This window comes from Vibrio satsumensis, from assembly GCF_050337435.1.
Lineage (GTDB): Bacteria > Pseudomonadota > Gammaproteobacteria > Enterobacterales > Vibrionaceae > Vibrio > Vibrio satsumensis.
In genome coordinates this window covers 310698-328101 of sequence record NZ_JAKJSX010000006.1, presented here as the reverse complement: position 1 = coordinate 328101, position 17404 = coordinate 310698, and the positions used below count along the sequence as shown (strand labels likewise).

Genomic DNA, 17404 nt, shown 5'->3' with positions numbered 1-17404 from the left:
GTTAACAAGATCTCGGTACTCTCTCAATCATATTGATAATCTTTACACAAACCGATGACAAGCTGAGAACCAAGTGACCAAAATACTGCCTAACCTAATGACTCCCTTTGTTTTATTCTCATTGCTATTGGGAGCTGCAGGACTGACTGCTACTCATTTTTTGGCCGGTCAATTCCAAGAAAAAATCGTCACTCAGCAACTCAATGAAGCAGCTAATAAAGCCAATCTACAAATCGATTCTGAACTGGATAAATTCAAACAGATCCCTGATTTACTCAGTCATGACCCGCGCCTACTCTCTTATTTTGACTCCTCACCAAAAGCAGACAAAATTTCCGCTGCGCAGCTCAATCAATTGCTGTTTGAGTGGTCGAATCAAAGCCAGGCCGACACCATCTATATTCATGACCCAAGCGGGACTGTGATCGCATCAAGTAATTACCAAAAGCCACGTACCTTTGTTGGTCAAAATTTCTCGTTTCGTCCCTATTTTGCTTCTGCAATTCAAGGCAATAACACGCACTATGTCGCGCTGGGTGCCCGATCTAATGTACGCGGTTACTTTTTATCGTCACCGTTGTATCTAGAAAGTGATATTGTCGGGGTGATCACCGTAAAAGTAAGCCTAGAGAACCTTGAAAACATCCTAACCAGCGACGACTTTGAGATCGTGGTACTCGACTCTAACCAAGTGGTGTTTCTATCAAGCCAAGCTCCGTGGCTTTACCATTCATTGTTGCCATTAACTCAGCAGCAACAAACAGATATCGCACTTCAACGCCAATACGGTCAGAGCAAAATTTCGATCATCGAAGCCTTTCGTTCTTCAAGCTCTCAGTCAGAAGCTAGCAACGCCAATCAACCTAATACAAATCGATCTAGCAACCTTCAATCAAACGAAATCCGAAAAGAACTCACCGCTAACCAATTATTTAAACTCGGGACTTTTAATCTTTACCCTGCAACGGTCAGCAACAACCAGTACCAAGTCGTCGCCCTAAAAGAGACCAGAGCTGAGTTTATTAAGGTCTTGCAGATCGATGTCATCTTCGTGGTGATTTACAGCTTGGTGATGCTCATCGCTTGGTCGTGGCGCCAGACTTATCTCGCGAAAGTGGCGTTGACCCGACTCAACCAAAACCTAGAGCAAACCGTTGATAAACGTACTCACTACTTGAAGCAATCCAATCAACAGCTGCAACAAACCATCTTTCAATACCAAGAGTCGCAGTTGAAGTTGAAACAGACAGAACAAGAGCTGACACAAACCGCGAAACTAGCGGTACTCGGTGAGCTGTCAGCCAGCATTAACCACGAAATCAACCAACCACTTGCAGCGCTGCGAACCTACAGTGAGAACAGCTTAAAACTACTTGAGATGGAACGAACCGATTTGGTGAAGAACAATCTTGAGAAAATGATTGGCCTCAACAACACCATTACCGACATCATCGCGCGACTCAAAGTCTTTACTCGCAAAGTCACTAAACAAGAACATCATGTGGCCAACCTGCACCAAGCGGTCAACAATGCCACCAGTATTCTCAGTGCGCTGATGATCAAGCAAGGCATTACACTTAGGTTAAGCACGGTGCCCGATGACATCAACATTGCGATTCATCCAACCGAACTTGAGCAAGTACTGGTCAATCTGATTCACAACGCGATTCAAGCGCTTCAACAGCAAGTTCTTGAACAGAAAATCTTGCAGGAGCAACAAAACCTGGAAAACGTTGACCAACAGGCTAGCCCACAGATAGGCATCGAATGGCAACTGCATCATAACTCTTGTCAGCTGATCATTTGGGACAACGGAATTGGCATGCAGGATGACAAACTAGAACAGCTGTTCGACCCGTTTTTTACGACTAAACCGGAAGGATTAGGGTTAGGGCTTTCAATATCGAAACGGATTATTGAAGCGTATCACGGCACGATCAGCGCAAACCGGTTAGAGCCTTCAGGCATGGTATTCTCGCTAAACATCCCGTTATATAACGATAAAAGCTAACGCGCCGTTGTTAACATTGATTAGAAAACGAATTTCACATACTGCTAAGGACTCGACTTTTGCACTCTATGCCTAAACTCTATTTTGTCGACGATGAACCTGCGATTCGCGACTCAGTAGAACAAGCCATGCTCATTGAAGGCATCGATATCGTCTGCTTTCCCAACGCTATTGAGGCATTAAAGAAAATAGATACGTCGCAAGCCGGAATTGTCATCACCGATATTCACATGCCGGTGATGGATGGCATTCAATTAACGCAAAAATTACTGAGCCAAAATCCTCATTTTCAGGTCATCGTACTTACCGGGCATGGTGACGTACAAACAGCAGTATCTGCGATGAAAGCCGGCGCTTATGACTTTCTGGAAAAGCCATTTGTGGTCGATGCCCTACTCACTGCCGTTAAGAAAGCCGCGGATAAACTCGCACTGGTTGAAGAGAACAACCTATTGCGTAAAGAGTTGGCAATGCAAAATCAAGTTGGCCCAAAACTGATTGGTCAATCACCATCAATGCAGGCATTACGCCGAGAGTTGATCACCCTAGATACCAAAACCAACCCACTTTTATTATTTGTTGGTGATTTAGGAACGGGGAAAAGGGTCACAGCACAATACACCCATGATCTACACAGTCATCAAACTGCGGAGCTTTGCCCTGTCGCAGCATTTAATTTGCCTCGCAGTGACGAAGCGACATTTCATCAATTTGTTTTGCAACTGTTTTTGAAGCATCAAGGTGGAACACTCTATATCCATGAAACAGAAACATTAACTCAGGATCAATGGCTGTGGTTCGCCAATCTAAAACCGACTCTACTTCGTGAAAACTCATGCAAGACCAATGCAACTTGTATCATTATCGCAAGCACAATAGTTCCTACTACAATTATAAGTGAGTTCCGCCGATTTGATTTACTCACCTTGGCGCAACGAACCGAAGATATTGGCTCTTTGTTTAAGCACTTTGCTCGTGGTGCAGCAAGTCGATATCAACTACCTCCGCCCGTCATTACAGAAAAAGAGATTCAACGACTCATCGCGACTCATTGGACAGAGAACATTCGTCAGCTTCGCCAACATGCCGAACTCAGAGTGCTGACTCAAATCAAACAGCCATCACTCGATAGCGATACTAATGAGCAGAGCGACGAAAATGAACTTGATGTGAGCATTGAGGTACAACAACTATCGTTAAACCAACGTACCGATAGCTTTGAACAAATTATCTTGATTGAGGCACTACATCGCCATCAAGGTCGTTTAAAAGAAGTACAACAAGAGCTGCAGGTGTCGCGAAAAACACTGTATGACAAACTAAGAAAGCACCAGCTCGATAAAACCGATTTCAAAAACCGATAAGTCTTAAAAAATATATAAATTCAAAGATTTAAAGGAACAAAATCTTAACATTTATCAGAAGTAAGAATACACTCAATAGGCTTGCACTTTTATTTAGCGAACAAGGACTGTTATGAGTCAGAAAAATTTCAGCAAATTGAACGAGACCGAGCTTGAGTATGTCGATGATAAAACAGCGGCACTGCTCCTCAATACGCCCACCAGTGCGCGTATTATGTTGTGGGTAATCGTTCTGTTTTTTGTTGCTGCTATTGGGTGGTCTGCTTGGGCTGAGATCGACAAAGTCACTGTTGGTCAAGGCAAAGTGATCCCTTCCTCTCAAATCCAAGTGGTGCAAAACCTTGAAGGGGGATTGGTTAAAGAGATCTTGGTTAAAGAAGGTCAACGCGTTCAAAAAGGTCAACAGCTACTGTTAATCGATGACACTCGTTTTCGCTCGGATTTTCGCGAACGTGAGCAACAAGTGGCCAACTTAACCGCCAGCGTCTTAATGCTTTCAGCCTCATTAACCAGTGTTGTTATCGACGAAGATTTCTCTGTAGCAGAGTGGAAAAAAAGTGTCTTACTCGACTACGGTAAACTGGCTTTCCCTCCAAAATTTTACGAGCTTCAACCAAAACTGGTGAATCGCCAGAAAGCAGAATATCGTCAGGATCTTAATAATCTAAAAAACCAACTTTCCGTTTTTGATCAACAAGTTGAGCAGAAACAGCAAGACCTTATCGAAATTAAAGCACGTGTTCGTAACCTAAAACAAAGCTACAAGTTTGCTCGCCAAGAACTGGATATCACCAAACCTCTTGCCGATGAAGGGGTGGTACCAAGAATTGAGTTGCTCAAGCTTCAAAGACAGGTCAACGACACTCGCCGAGAAATGACCTCAAGCGAACTCAAAATACCTCTTCTACGCTCGGCAATCAAAGAAGCTATGCTCAGCCGTATTGATGCCGCACTGAACTTCCGCTCAGAACAACAAGAAAAACTCAACCAAGCACAAGATAAGCTCTCTGCATTGACCGAATCAGCGGTTGGTCTTGAGGACAGAGTAAACCGTACCGTGGTGGTTTCTCCGGTAACTGGCACCGTTAAAACACTCGGCATTAATACTGTCGGCGGTGTTATCCAGCCGGGTATGGACATCGTTGAGATTGTACCGACAGAAGACTCGCTATTGGTTGAAGCCAAAATCGCCCCGCAAGACATCGCGTTCCTACGCCCAGAATTGACTGCGATCGTTAAATTCAGTGCCTATGACTTCACTAAATATGGTGGTCTAGAAGGCGTGTTAGAGCACATCAGTGCCGATACCACTCAAGATGAAGAAGGTAACAGCTTCTACATCGTGCGCGTGCGCACCGAAAAACACAATTTTGGACAGAACGAAGAGTTGCCAATCATTCCGGGTATGACCGCCTCTGTCGATATCATCACGGGTAAAAGAACCGTGCTGGAGTACATGTTGAAGCCACTATTAAGCGCTCAAAACAACGCACTAAAAGAGTAAGGACGTTTGATGCTTGATGACGCCTTTCAATACACAGCAAACAGACGAGAGCAGAGGCTATGAGATCTCGGATTTCTCTATTGCTGCTGGTCCTCACCTCTTTTACCTCTATGGCGCTCAATAAGAGCGACCAACGATGGATAGACGCGGTTACTGCAACCTACGGGGAAAGAGCAGGAAAACGAGTAGCAACATGGCGCTCAAATATGACGTCATACGAAGGGTTAAGTGAAAAAGAGAAGTTAGATTCGGTAAATCGATTCTTCAACCAAATGTACTTTGTCGATGACAACATACTGTGGGGAAAAAACGACTACTGGGCAACACCACTGGAGTTTCTAGGCAGTAACGCCGGTGACTGTGAAGATTTTACTATCGCAAAATACTTCTCTTTGCTTGAACTGGGCGTCCCAGATAAGAAATTACGATTAGTGTACGTAAAAGCACTTGAGTTAAACCAATTCCACATGGTGTTGGCTTATTACTCAACACCCAGTGCAGAGCCACTAATTTTAGACAACTTAAACCCTGAAATAAAACACGGTTCTAAGCGCGGAGATCTGCGACCGATATACAGTTTCAATGGTAAAAACCTTTGGCTGATCAAGTCGGCAGCAGGCAGTGGTAAGTTAGCAGGGAAATCATCAAGACTGAGCTTATGGAACGACCTACGTTCTCGTGAGCGCAATCTAAAACTAAACAAACCCATTATCAATTACGATGAGTAGGTACAATGACTTTATATAAACAGCTTGTGGTCGGGATGGTTGCGGTATTCATACTGCTGATGACGTCAGTTTTTATGATCGAATTCAATACCACCCGTGGATACTTAGAAGAGCAGCAACGCTCTGAGGTAAGTAATACCATCAATACTGTTGGACTGGCTCTCGCCCCTTACCTAGAAGAAAAGGATAAGGTGGCAGTGGAGTCTGTTATCAACGCCCTGTTTGATGGCAGCTCTTACTCCGTCGTTCGATTGATCTTTCTTGACAGCGGTGAAGACATTCTTCGCTCATACCCTGTAAAGCCAACCGGCGTACCACAGTGGTTTACCAACCTTAACTTGTTTGAGCCTGTTCATGACCGCCGCGTAATCACCAGTGGCTGGATGCAGCTAGCAGAGGTTGAGATTGTGAGCCACCCAGGTCCGGCCTACGACCAACTTTGGCAAGCATTCATCCGCTTATTAACCATCTTTGGCACGATCTTCTTGTTAGGTTTAGTGTCTATATCTTGGATCCTCAAACGTGCCTTACGTCCGCTCTCGTTGATCATTACTAAGATGGATCAGATCGCTAAAAATCAGTTTGGCGAACCACTGGCTCGTCCGAAAACAAAAGATCTAACTTTAGTTGTCGATGGTATCAACCACATGTCGACTCAAGTTGAACTGGCATTTAAGAACCAAGCGAAAGAAGCTCAAAAGTTACGTGAAAGAGCGTATATCGACCCAGTATCTCAGCTAGGTAACCGTGCTTACTATATGTCTCAGTTAACTCAGTGGTTAGAAGAGTCCAGCTTAGGTGGTTTAGCGGTACTTAAAGCCGAGTTTATTAGTGAAGAGTACGATGAAAAAGGCTATCAAGAGGGTGATGCCTTGGTTCATCAGCTAGCTGAGCAGCTGCAAGCTTCAATTTCATCACCTGATATCACTATCGCCCGCATTTCTAGTGACGAGTTCGGCTTCATTATGCCAAACATTGATGAGAGCGAACTTAAACTTGTCGCGAGCAGCATCGTAAACTGCATACAAAGCCTAGGTTCAGACCCAACAGGCACTGCAAATCCACATATTGCTCTGGGTGTGACCTACAGCAACAAGCGTAAGACCAGTACTGAAATCATGTCGCTGGTGGATAACGCTCTTTCAAGTGCCAAGGCGAACCGAGAGCTTTCTTACGGCTACGTAACTGCAGACGATCACGGCGCTGTTATGGGCAAACAACAATGGCGCATGTTGGTCGAAGAAGCGATCATCAACGACCTCATTACCTTCCGTCTTCAAGCTGCAAACAATGCGTTTGGCAAAACCTATCACCAAGAGGTGTTCTCTGCGATTGAAAAAGATGGCGTACGTTACGGTGCCAACCAGTACTTATACGCACTAGAACAGCTTGAAATGAGCCACATTCTCGACCAATACGTTATCGAGAAGATGATTGAAAAGCTTAATACAAAAGAAGTAACGAGCCCTGTTGCTATCAACATCTCACCAAGCAGTATTTCTCAACCAAGCTTCATTCGCTGGATTGGTAAAACACTTGAACAAAACGCTTCAATCGCTCACCTATTGCACTTTGAGATTCCTGAAAACTGTTTCATCAACGTTCCGCACTACACGGCACTGTTGTGTAACACCATTCGCAACGCCCAAGCGGTGTTTGGTGTCGATAACTACGGACGTAATTTCCAATCTCTGGATTACATCAACGAATACCGCCCAAGCTATGTGAAGCTAGATTACCTATTCACACATAACCTTGATGACGAAAAACAGAAGTTCACCTTAACGTCGATCTCTAGAACCGCTCACAACCTAGGCGTCACCACCATCGCGTCTCGAATAGAAACTCAGACTCAGCTGGATATCCTGTCTGATAACTACGTAGAAGTGTTCCAAGGCTTCATTGTTGATAAATAGTTGTAAGGGTTATATCACATGCAAGATCCACTATTGAACTCACTGATCTACGTTAGCCGGTATTACGGGCTAGCTAACTCGCCCGAAGCGTTGATCAATGGGCTACCACTATCTGATGGAAAGCTAACCCCTTTCCTGTTCCCTCGTTCTGCGGAGCGAGCGGGATTAGTGGCGAAAGAAAACCGTTCCGACTTAGAAAAGATCCCTCACCTGATACTGCCTACGGTTTTACTGCTTAAACAGGGCGAAGCGTGCGTTCTCAACAGTATCGATTTAGAAAAACAAGAAGCGGAAATCATTACAGCGGAAAGCGGAATGGTGCCAATCATCATTCCTGTCGAAGAGCTGAAAGAACAATTCATCGGCCGCTACTTCTTGGTAAAAAAACAGTTCCGTTATGATGAACGTTCACCAGAGGTTCTAAAAACCCGTAAAGGTCACTGGTTTTGGAGCACCATTTGGGAATCGAAAAACATCTACCGAGATGTGTTGATTGCCTCCATTTTAATCAACATCTTCGCTATTGCCGCGCCCATGTTCACACGTTTGGTGTATGACAAAGTTGTACCGAACCTCGCCTTTGAAACCTTGTGGGTGCTAGCCAGTGGTATCTTTGTGGTGTTCCTATTCGATTTGCTGCTCAAATTGATGCGAAGCTACTTCATTGATGTTGCCGGTAAGAAATCCGATATCCTCATTTCATCCAAACTGTTCAGCAAAGTTCTGGGCATTCGTATGGAAGCAAAACCTGCTTCTGTCGGTGCTTTTGCCAAAAACTTGCAAGAGTTCGAATCAATCCGTGAGTTCTTTACCTCTGCAACCATCGGCTCGTTAATCGACCTGCCCTTCGCACTGATGTTCTTAGCGCTCATTTGGTTAATGGCCGGAAACCTTGTATTTGTTCCTGTTGTCGGCGTGGTCATTCTGATCATCTATGCACTGTTAATCCAAGGGCCACTGCGTCGTACTATTGAAGAAGGCTCGCGTCTTGCTTCTCAAAAGTACGCGAACTTAATTGAGAGTTTAGCTGGTTTAGAAACCGTTAAACTGTTCAGTGCGCAAAGTCAGTTCCAATTCCGTTGGGAAGAAGCGGTTGCTCACATGGCGAATTGGAATATCAAAAGTCGTCGTATTACCGACAGCATCCAAAACACCGCCGGCTTTGTTCAGCAAAGTACTAATGTAGGTATGATCATCTTTGGTGTGTACCTAATAGCGGAAGGCGAGCTTACGATGGGTGGCTTGATTGCCGCAACCATGCTGAGCGGCCGAGCTATTGGCCCTCTTGTTCAACTGTCTTTGCTTTCTACACGTTACAACCAAGCGAAGTCGTCGATGACTCTGATTGAACAAGTAATGTCGATGCCAGATGAACAAGAAGAAGGCAAACGCTACATTCACCGCCCGATTATTCAAGGTCATATCGCGTTAGACAAAGTGACGTTCCACTACCCTGACTCACCAGTCGCTTCTATCAGAGACTTAACGCTGCATATTAAACCTGGTGAAAAGGTGGCGATCATAGGCCGAATTGGTTCAGGTAAAACAACTCTAGAGCGCCTGATTATGGGCCTGTACAAGCCTACAGAAGGCCATGTTCGCATTGATGACACCGACATGGAGCAACTACATCATGTCGACGTACGACGCAATATAGGCTGTGTTCCGCAAGACAGTAACCTGTTCTACGGCTCAGTAAGAGACAACATTACCTTGGGTCGTCCATTGGTCGATGACCGTGATGTAATGGATGCAGCGAACCGTGCAGGTGTTACCGCTTTTACTCAGCAAGATCCAGCAGGCTTAGAACGACAAGTGGGCGAAGGCGGTGGTTTGCTGTCTGGTGGTCAACGTCAGTCGATTGCTATTGCTAGAGCCTTCCTAGGCCGCCCTCCGGTGTTATTGATGGATGAGCCGACCAGTGCCATGGACAATCGCTCAGAGATGCACATCAAGCACCAGCTTAACCAATTGCTACCAAGTGAGACGTTAATTCTGATTACACATAAAACGTCGATGTTGGACATTGTAGACAGAGTGATAGTGATGGAGAAAGGCAGCATTATTGCCGACGGACCAAAAGCGCAAGTTCTATCAGACTTGAAGCAAGGTAAGGTAAGAGCTGCAAGTTAAAGCGCTCATGTGACTTAAAGAATCTAACTAAATAAATATCAGTAAAAAGCAAAGGGGGAGCATCAGCTCCCCCTTTTTGTTTATTCGAATATATAGAATACGGTTCGAACCGATCTAGTCAGAATCATTCAGTTTGAGAGTCTTTCAATCACAATGAGATATCTTCTTGTTCCATCTTGAATGAACATTGAATCTCGTATTGATTGAATGAGAAAACACTGCCGCCGTGAGTTCGCTTCGTCGTGACCGTCTCATCACCAAACTGAATCGTCACTCGGGTATACACCTTTTCGTGTGCCTCGACGGTGGACTCGACAAGGTTAGTTTCAAACTCAGCTTCGAGTGTATCTAACTGCGACTTAGTATTTTCAATCGCAAGGTTGTTCTTTTCTCGTTGCTGATCAATTTCCAACGCTTGCTCTTCGCTTCTCTCCGCTTTTGGTCGCTTCTTAAATTCGAGCTCTTGGCGAATCACATCCATGGTTTGCTCTTGAGCGTGTTTATAGATTTCTTTTAGCTCGGCTATCTTTTGTCGGTAGCCGTCGTAGCGGGCAAAACCATGCACCTTGGTTACGGTATCTCCCTCAACACCTAAGAATACACATTCTACTTTTCCACCGACTTTGGCTTCACCACCGCTGAGCGTACCATGCTTCTTCATGGTATCCATCACAATAAGATTATTACCACAACGAATTTCGTTTCCCATGCTGTGTACACCAAGTCGAAGATCGTTGGCCGTTTGTAGCTCGGCATTCTGTGCGTAGCTTGCTGTGATAGAGCCTTTGCTAAATACCTTACAACTTTTTGCCTCGCCCTCTTTGGTCGTATGGCCGATAATCCCTTTGGCGACTTTGATATCACCCTGAGCTTGAACTTCTGCCGATTCGATAAAGCCACCAACCGTAACACTGCCGGTCGCTTTGACGATCATTCCCGGTTCGATGTTGCCAGAGACAAATACATTGCCTTTGAATTTAACGTGCCCAGTTGAGACATCGACGTTACTAACACACAAGGCATCATCCACTTCAATGGTTCGATCATTAATGATGGGTAGTCCAGGATATGAGGCGAGTAGTAAGTTAGGGTCGTCAGGGGAGATATAGGTGCCTTTGCCAGGCTTAATTAAACTATCTTGTCCGGGAAGAGGAGGGATAATTCGACCTTGGACGGTAAAGCCAGCGATACCTTTGGTTGCGGGAGTACGTTTCATTAAGTGGTCATTTTGGCCAACGGTAATGGTTTGTCCCAAGTCTCGCATATCGATCTTGCCTTCGTCTTTACTACGAGGCTTCAAGACTTGGCGAGTAATGTCTTCAACCAAGGCGGCAAACTTAGCGTCTTTACCCTTTACTGGTTGTGTCCCCTTAGCGACTGGCTGAATAAACTTTTCGCCAGGCTTAAGTTTGCTACTCATCATCAGAACTTTTCTGAGCGCTAACTTATTAATTCCTTTTGTTATTTGAGCTTGGGATAAACAATGGATGATGTCGCTGCCACGCAGTGGACGTCCATTATATGGACCAGTGACTACAAGACTCGCGAGCATCTCATCATCCGACAGTTCGACCGTAACACTGGCATTTCGAACTTCGGCAATCAAGATTCCTTCATAAGCTTCACCTTTACCTTCTTTAGCTAGAGTGACGAAACGCAAAACCTCTTCTTCGAAAAGAAAATAGTTTGATGCATTCAAAGCTTCCAAGGTTGGTGGCAGTGTCTTATTATCAAAGCTTGTGTCGACCACAAACCCAGTAGGCAGACATGCCATCACTTGTTGCTTGTCTTCCGACAATGTAACGATGTTATCCCACATTCGAATTGAGTATCCCTAATGACTCAGTTGTTATTCAGTCTATATAATTCGTTCTGCGCTTAGAATCACATTATTGGAATAATCAGCGTCACATCACTTACTTTCGATTCTGCAAACATGACTCATAAATAAGACTGACACATTTTATGATCGGCTTCACCTTTACAAATACATTGGTGAATTTTCCAAAATATTTCGTGCGATTAAATGTTGATTCAAGGTTGGGCCAAATAGTAAAGGCGAATAGGTTTGAAAGATTAGAGGCTGTCATGGAGAGATAAAACAGAAAGGATAAAACAGGTAATGCGGGTACAACAGATTTAAATATTGTGCTTCAGTTTACAGTGTAAATCCAAGATTCTAATTTACACTGTAAATCTAGTTCGTAGCGGTAAGTTTATTAAAATGATGGTCTGTCTATTTACACTGTAAATTTGCTAACAAAGCATCGACATCTTTACGAAACTGAATCTCTGCTTGTTTACGGCCAACGAGATTAAACTGTTCGACACAGGCAACCCACTCTTTCTGCTGGACCACCTTTGCGATAAGTAAGTCAGAAATACTGGCTTCTCGAGCGTTACTGTGCAAAATCAAATTCAATACACTGAAGCTAATCGCATCATAACTGTTGCCGCCATTCACATAACTTCTGACTAACTGAATTTCAAACTCGCTAACGGCTTGTAGACTGTTTGGCAGCAGTACGCGCACCATATCGGTTTCAAGGGAAGCCAAAGAACCAGAAACAAGAAAACAGAAACTATGCTCGAAATGATTTTGAATTTGTTTCAGCCAGCTTTGAGAGGATGAGTTAAGCGCCTTAACCATAAGAACCGAGTGACAGCCACTCGCCTGATCTCGCTGGTGGCCGATATGCACAGCTTGGAATTCACTACCATTCCAAAAAGAAATCAATTCGCTGGTCGCGCCAAAGCTTGTCGCCAAATAATCTGCTTGCTCTGTTTGTACAGCTTCCTCAGATAACCGCTCTAACATCCAACGGCCAATACCTAAACCTTGACGGCGTATCGAGACAGCAATGCGCATCACTCGAAGACAACGGCTAGTTGCCGCTTCAACAGAACCGAGCTGGTTAGCTAAAAGGACTGGAGCTAGGTGACCTTGCGGCCTGCGCTTTCCAGTTTGAATTTGAGCAATCAACTCGCTCTCTAAACCGCCCTCCTCCGTCACCAACATACAACCAAGACATTCATCTTTCTGCCAAGCTGCATATAAATGGATAGCTGGATTATTTAAGAACTGCATTAAGTCGTTCGGCGACGTCTGATAATGCGCATCAACGAGAAGAGAAAAACATTGCTGTAGCTGCTCAGGATTAGCCAAGCATTCTGCTTTTGACAACTCGACCAAGTTTAATTGGTTGCTTTCTTCAGCAGAAAAGCTATCTAACTCATGGACTGCGGAGTCACTTAGCGATACGTCGTTACCAAGCAGGAAGCAATCAAACAACCAAGCTTCTAGTGGATCGTTGTTATTCCAACGAATCGGTTGTTCGAGCTTAAAGCCTTTCCATCCAGGGCGGTGCTCAGCAAGCCAAGCTTCAAACTTAATTCCAAAACCTCGTCCACTGCCTTCGTAACCATGAACTGTGGTTGAAAAAACCATGCGATGATAACTACCGACCATAGATTTAAGCATTGGGATTGGAATGGCAGCGGCTTCATCAACCAACAACAGATCGCAATCAGGCTTAGATTTAAGTAATTCATCTGGCGCGACAAATCTTAAACTTCCACCTTGATAACCAATGTGAGTCGCGTTAATTACTTCACACGTATCGAGTCGCTGTAACGCATGAGAAAATACGGGCTCAATCGCTTTCAAAGACGGAGCGGTAACAATAATATTTAAGCCCTGTCGCTCTGCCAAAAGCTGAGCAGCTGCAATACCCAGAGTTGAGCTCTTACCTCGTCCTCGGTCTGCAGTTAAAATCAGTGGGCGTTTTCGATGTCCCGTGACGACTTTCTTAACTAACTCAATCGCCGTTTTTTGCTGTTCAAATCGGTCAGTCAAATTGTCGTCATTAAGTTTTTGAGGAAGCGAATTAACCGCTTCAATCACACCCGCCTGTTCGTCACTTTGCGAAACAGAAAGTAGTTTATCAAAATGTAGCTTTAACCAACGTTGACCAAAGCTCGCGCTATTTTTAGAGTCATCAACTTTTGGCGGCAACACCAACAACAGCCCGCCACCTACTAATGAACCCAGCGCGGCGCTAAAACCATTTGCATCGAACTGCTCTCTAAAATCACAAACAAGAAGTTGGCATTCGCGACCAAGAAGTTGCTGGCCCTTTTTTACTGGCGCGTAAATCGCCCCTTCAAACGAAGTACCGCCAATCTGGAAGATCCTAGGAGTTTGTGAGTCTTGAAGGAAGGTAAAAACAGCAGAGTTTTGCCAATCAAAATCACCATCAAAGACCACGCCGTAACGGTGATCGTTATGTTGAGCAATATTAGAGAGTGTATGCAGAAAAGTGTTGGTTGGGTTTGTCATAGTTAGCGTCCAGATTTATCTAAACACAGTTTATCACAGCCAAATAAAAAGCCGCATAAAGCGGCTTTAGAGTAGTAATGAAAAACTGTCGACTTAGTCGAGCTTCGATTGTACGAAAGCGAGGATTTCTTCCATTGTCGCATCATCAATTTTCTTAAGGTTCAACGCCAAGTTTGAACCCTTACGGCTGTATGATGCGCGCCCTTTAATAAGCTCAACTTTTGGAGACGCTTTCTTCGCTGGCGCTGGCGCCAATTCAAGAATCCAACCTTCCAAAGTTTCTGTCACGTCTTTAGTTAGACGAGTTACGCCTTGAGCTTCACTACGTTGCCAAACAAAACCTTCAGAAGCATCACACTTAATCAGCAATGTTTGTTGTTGTTCACTCGTTAGGCCACCAAACTGCTTGTGCAGTTTAACAATCGTTGGACGACCAAGGTCACTCACATTAGGGTAAGCTTGTAGTAATTCAAGTGGCAAAGCCGCCGCTTTTAATGCGCCACTCACCAAAGCTTCACTGCACTGGAACATTTTCGCGAGTGCTTTTTGATCTTCAGCTTCGCCTTTATCTAGCTTCGCTTGCATCTCTTTGCCCTTCTCATACAGAGAAAGTGGTTTGTGAGCGTTTGCAACATCAGATAAGAACTTAGCGTGTTCGCCGTTAATGTTTTCGGCAACGTAGATAAGGAACTCTTTGTCGGCCAAAATACATGACATACGACGACGGCTACCGTCGAGAACTTCAATCTTGCCGTCTTTGTTCTTACGACCAACCGCTGGGTATTGCTGGCCGCGTTCTTTTAACGTAGTCAGTACGTCTGAAAGCGCATGTTCATTTAAGAAAGATTGCTCACGGGCATTCTCTTCAAAAACAACCGTTCGAGTCGCCACTTCAGAAGCAGGAATTCGAACCAATTCAAATGAAACCAATTCTTCGCCCGCAACTGAAAGTTCAATCACTTGAGCCTGTTCTTTAGCAGCAGTTTGCGCCTCTTGAGGCGTTGCTACACGACGTTTGTTAGCTTTACCAAATAGCTTTGCATTTAAGTCAGATGTTTTAATTGCCATTGTTGTTATCCCTGATTAAGTGAAGGCCAGTTGCTGTGTAATACGCGCTCTAATTCTAGAGCACTTTTTTGTACTGCGTCTTGAGCGACAGCCAGAGTTTTCTTACCACCTTCGAAGTCGCTAACCGTGAGATCGAAAACCGTGCTGTAAGTATCGGCACAGGTTTCAAAAGCACGGCTTCTTGGAATCGTCGCCATCATAACTTGGTCATTCAGCAGGTAGTTCATTTCAGTGAGAACCGAAACCTGCTTCTTGTTGTCATCTTCGAACATGGTTGGCATAAGGCGAACAAACTCAAGCCCTTTCCAATCGTCCGGGAACATCTCGTACACCGTTGGTAAGTGCTGGAAGAAGTTAACCGTTGAAGCCCAGTCCAAACGCTTTGCAGCACATGGAATCAGAAGAGCGTTCGACGCGTACATTGCGTTCCACACTAGTGGATCTACGTGTGGGCCGGTATCAATCATAATCACATCAAAATCATCGGCGATTTTGTCGATAAGCTTCTCTTTCAGAAGACGAACGATATCAAGTGACTGATCTTGAGACAGGCTTTGCCACGCTTCAGCGTTAAACATCGCATCTTCTGGGAATGCAGAGATTGTCTTTAGGTTTGGATACTGAGTTGGCAAGAGTACGTTTTTGCGAAGAAACTCTAGGTCAACTTCTTGGCCTTCAGGCACGTTGTCCAACATGATATCAACGGCAGAATAAATACTGTCGTGCTCTGCACCACTGATTTGTGGGTTAAGGAACAGACGCAGAGAGCCCTGTGGATCCAAATCAATCAGACAAATGCGGTAGCGCTTGTCTAAATTCAGAGACAAACAAGCCGCTAGGTGAACCGCTGTCATTGATTTACCTGTACCGCCCTTCTGGTTTTGTACGTTGATAATCCAAGGTTTGTTGTCTGCATGCTGTTTGCGTTGGTGGAACTTTGGCACTTCCGCCGCGTCCATCAGCATGTGAGCTTCAGTCAATGAAATCGAGTAATGATTGGCGTTGTTCTTTGTGAACTGGTGACCATCCGCTTCAAGCTTGGTAATCGCCTCATCCAATTTTCGACGAGTTAAGCCAGAACGAGTCTCCATCATAGCTTTAGACATTGGAGGGAAATGTTCATCACTTCGCTCTTCCAGAATAATCTCAATTCGGTCAGCCTGAACTTGTTGAGTTTGTTCGGCCAGCTGATAGAGCTTATCAATCGTTTGTTCTCTTTTCATTGCCAGTTTCCGTAATGATTAACTAAGTACAAATTGTACAGCGATTAACAACAAACACAACAAAAACATGAACATACATTTATGAGTAAAATCACATAAAATAGACTGTATTTTTACAGTTTGATGAAACAACGGCTAAGACAAACACAAAAAATGACCGTTTTTGTTATGTATAACCATGCTATTTCTGGCTTACATTTGAAATGTTACAGCATCACTTATTTACAATGTAAATGCAATTCCATCAAAAAACCTTCGGAACGATTGAAATACGACCGTAGATTACGGTTCATGTGATTTGCATTCGAAATTGTGAGCTTTTCAACCGAGAAGTAGTCAAAACCCAAAAATAGCATCGCAAATACGAAACCACGACGAGGTGAAGCGTCACTAGATAAAAGAGAGTTGAACCTAACACGGAAGAATGATCATGGAATACATCACGCGTAAGAGAATTGATAAGGCGTCATTACGAAGCATGATCAAGGTGTAAACTCAGCAATATTGATCCGCACGAGTGACTGTTCGAAATGATCAACTTCCGGAAAAATGATCAAGTAAATATAGTTCCGGAAGCATATAATTTAGGAGCTAAGTTACGGACAAATGCTTTTGCAATGGGGATTCAAGGCCTATAAGGCCTCATTGCTTGTAAATTCAATCTGCACAGACTCAGAATACAGAAACATGACAATTTCGTGATCATGCTTCCTAGATAATACACGTCCGCTTTAATGACATCCGAGCCAGCCGTTAACACTAACTTCAGAACAAATTTTGTACGTAATAGGGTGGAAACGATAGAAAAGAGCACTTACTTGATCATTGTTCCGATAGATAAGCCATTAAAACTATCCACATTGACGAGTTAGAAGTGACTCAACAGACCATATTCAATTATGGACTGTGGATAAGCTGTACAAGTATAATGATCATGCTTTCGAACCAATAATGATCATGCTTACAATGGCTTAATGATCATCGTTCTGATGCTTTGTGATCATGCTTTCTTCTGTTTAATGATCATAGTTTCGGACTCTTTATGATCATGCTTTCCAAGCGGTTTTTTTTTTATATTTTAAATTCAGCAACTTAAGCGCAAGTTTACGTCCAGATCA

10 protein-coding genes are annotated in these 17404 nt (G+C 44.1%); 6 read left to right on the top strand and 4 right to left on the bottom strand.

The genetic code is table 11. The annotated features are described in order from the left end of the window. Positions 1-73: 73 nt before the first annotated feature. The 6 genes from L4C44_RS08980 (at position 74) to L4C44_RS08955 (ending at position 9656) form a co-directional block, all read left to right on the top strand. On the top strand, positions 74-2011 hold the full coding sequence (locus L4C44_RS08980) for a sensor histidine kinase (protein WP_428804909.1): 1938 nt from the start codon (positions 74-76) through the stop codon (positions 2009-2011). A 68-nt stretch (positions 2012-2079) separates the two neighbouring features. Continuing rightward, positions 2080-3375: a sigma-54-dependent transcriptional regulator gene (locus tag L4C44_RS08975; protein ID WP_428804934.1), complete on the top strand. Its 1296-nt coding sequence runs from the start codon at positions 2080-2082 to the stop codon at positions 3373-3375. Positions 3376-3487: 112 nt separating this feature from the next. Further along, complete coding sequence (locus tag L4C44_RS08970) at positions 3488-4879, top strand: HlyD family type I secretion periplasmic adaptor subunit (RefSeq protein ID WP_327784632.1); 1392 nt, start codon at positions 3488-3490, stop codon at positions 4877-4879. A gap of 59 nt (positions 4880-4938) precedes the next feature. Next, a complete protein-coding gene (locus tag L4C44_RS08965; RefSeq protein WP_428804908.1) occupies positions 4939-5607 on the top strand; it encodes a transglutaminase-like cysteine peptidase in 669 nt (222 codons plus the stop codon). Between the two features lie 5 nt (positions 5608-5612). After that, positions 5613-7523, top strand: a complete 1911-nt coding sequence (locus tag L4C44_RS08960) for a bifunctional diguanylate cyclase/phosphodiesterase (RefSeq protein WP_146492680.1) — start codon at positions 5613-5615, stop codon at positions 7521-7523. Positions 7524-7541: 18 nt separating this feature from the next. Further along, positions 7542-9656, top strand: coding sequence for a type I secretion system permease/ATPase (locus L4C44_RS08955; protein WP_428804907.1), 2115 nt, complete (start codon positions 7542-7544; stop codon positions 9654-9656). A 148-nt stretch (positions 9657-9804) separates the two neighbouring features. Here the strand turns inward: L4C44_RS08955 and L4C44_RS08950 are convergent, their stop codons facing one another. The 4 genes from L4C44_RS08950 to L4C44_RS08935 all read right to left on the bottom strand — a co-directional run bounded on the left by L4C44_RS08950 (position 9805) and on the right by L4C44_RS08935 (position 16286). Further along, positions 9805-11475, bottom strand: a complete 1671-nt coding sequence (locus L4C44_RS08950; RefSeq protein WP_428804906.1) for a flagellar assembly protein A — start codon at positions 11473-11475, stop codon at positions 9805-9807. Between the two features lie 417 nt (positions 11476-11892). After that, positions 11893-13995, bottom strand: coding sequence for a tRNA(Met) cytidine acetyltransferase TmcA domain-containing protein (locus tag L4C44_RS08945; RefSeq protein WP_428804905.1), 2103 nt, complete (start codon positions 13993-13995; stop codon positions 11893-11895). Between the two features lie 93 nt (positions 13996-14088). Beyond that, the gene (locus L4C44_RS08940; RefSeq protein ID WP_371714099.1) at positions 14089-15063 is read right to left on the bottom strand and encodes a ParB/RepB/Spo0J family partition protein; all 975 of its coding nucleotides are present in this window, start codon (positions 15061-15063) and stop codon (positions 14089-14091) included. Positions 15064-15068: 5 nt separating this feature from the next. Further along, positions 15069-16286, bottom strand: coding sequence for a ParA family protein (locus L4C44_RS08935; protein ID WP_285953426.1), 1218 nt, complete (start codon positions 16284-16286; stop codon positions 15069-15071). Positions 16287-17404: the final 1118 nt, after the last annotated feature.

Excerpts from the sequence above, each read along its gene's own strand:
- L4C44_RS08975 (WP_428804934.1), top strand. The coding sequence starts at position 2,080 with ATGCCTAAACTCTATTTTGTCGACGATGAACCTGCGATTCGCGACTCA.
- L4C44_RS08970 (WP_327784632.1), top strand. The coding sequence starts at position 3,488 with ATGAGTCAGAAAAATTTCAGCAAATTGAACGAGACCGAGCTTGAGTAT.
- L4C44_RS08965 (WP_428804908.1), top strand. The coding sequence starts at position 4,939 with ATGAGATCTCGGATTTCTCTATTGCTGCTGGTCCTCACCTCTTTTACC.
- L4C44_RS08960 (WP_146492680.1), top strand. The coding sequence starts at position 5,613 with ATGACTTTATATAAACAGCTTGTGGTCGGGATGGTTGCGGTATTCATA.
- L4C44_RS08955 (WP_428804907.1), top strand. The coding sequence starts at position 7,542 with ATGCAAGATCCACTATTGAACTCACTGATCTACGTTAGCCGGTATTAC.
- L4C44_RS08950 (WP_428804906.1), bottom strand. The coding sequence starts at position 11,475 with ATGTGGGATAACATCGTTACATTGTCGGAAGACAAGCAACAAGTGATG.
- L4C44_RS08945 (WP_428804905.1), bottom strand. The coding sequence starts at position 13,995 with ATGACAAACCCAACCAACACTTTTCTGCATACACTCTCTAATATTGCT.
- L4C44_RS08940 (WP_371714099.1), bottom strand. The coding sequence starts at position 15,063 with ATGGCAATTAAAACATCTGACTTAAATGCAAAGCTATTTGGTAAAGCT.
- L4C44_RS08935 (WP_285953426.1), bottom strand. The coding sequence starts at position 16,286 with ATGAAAAGAGAACAAACGATTGATAAGCTCTATCAGCTGGCCGAACAA.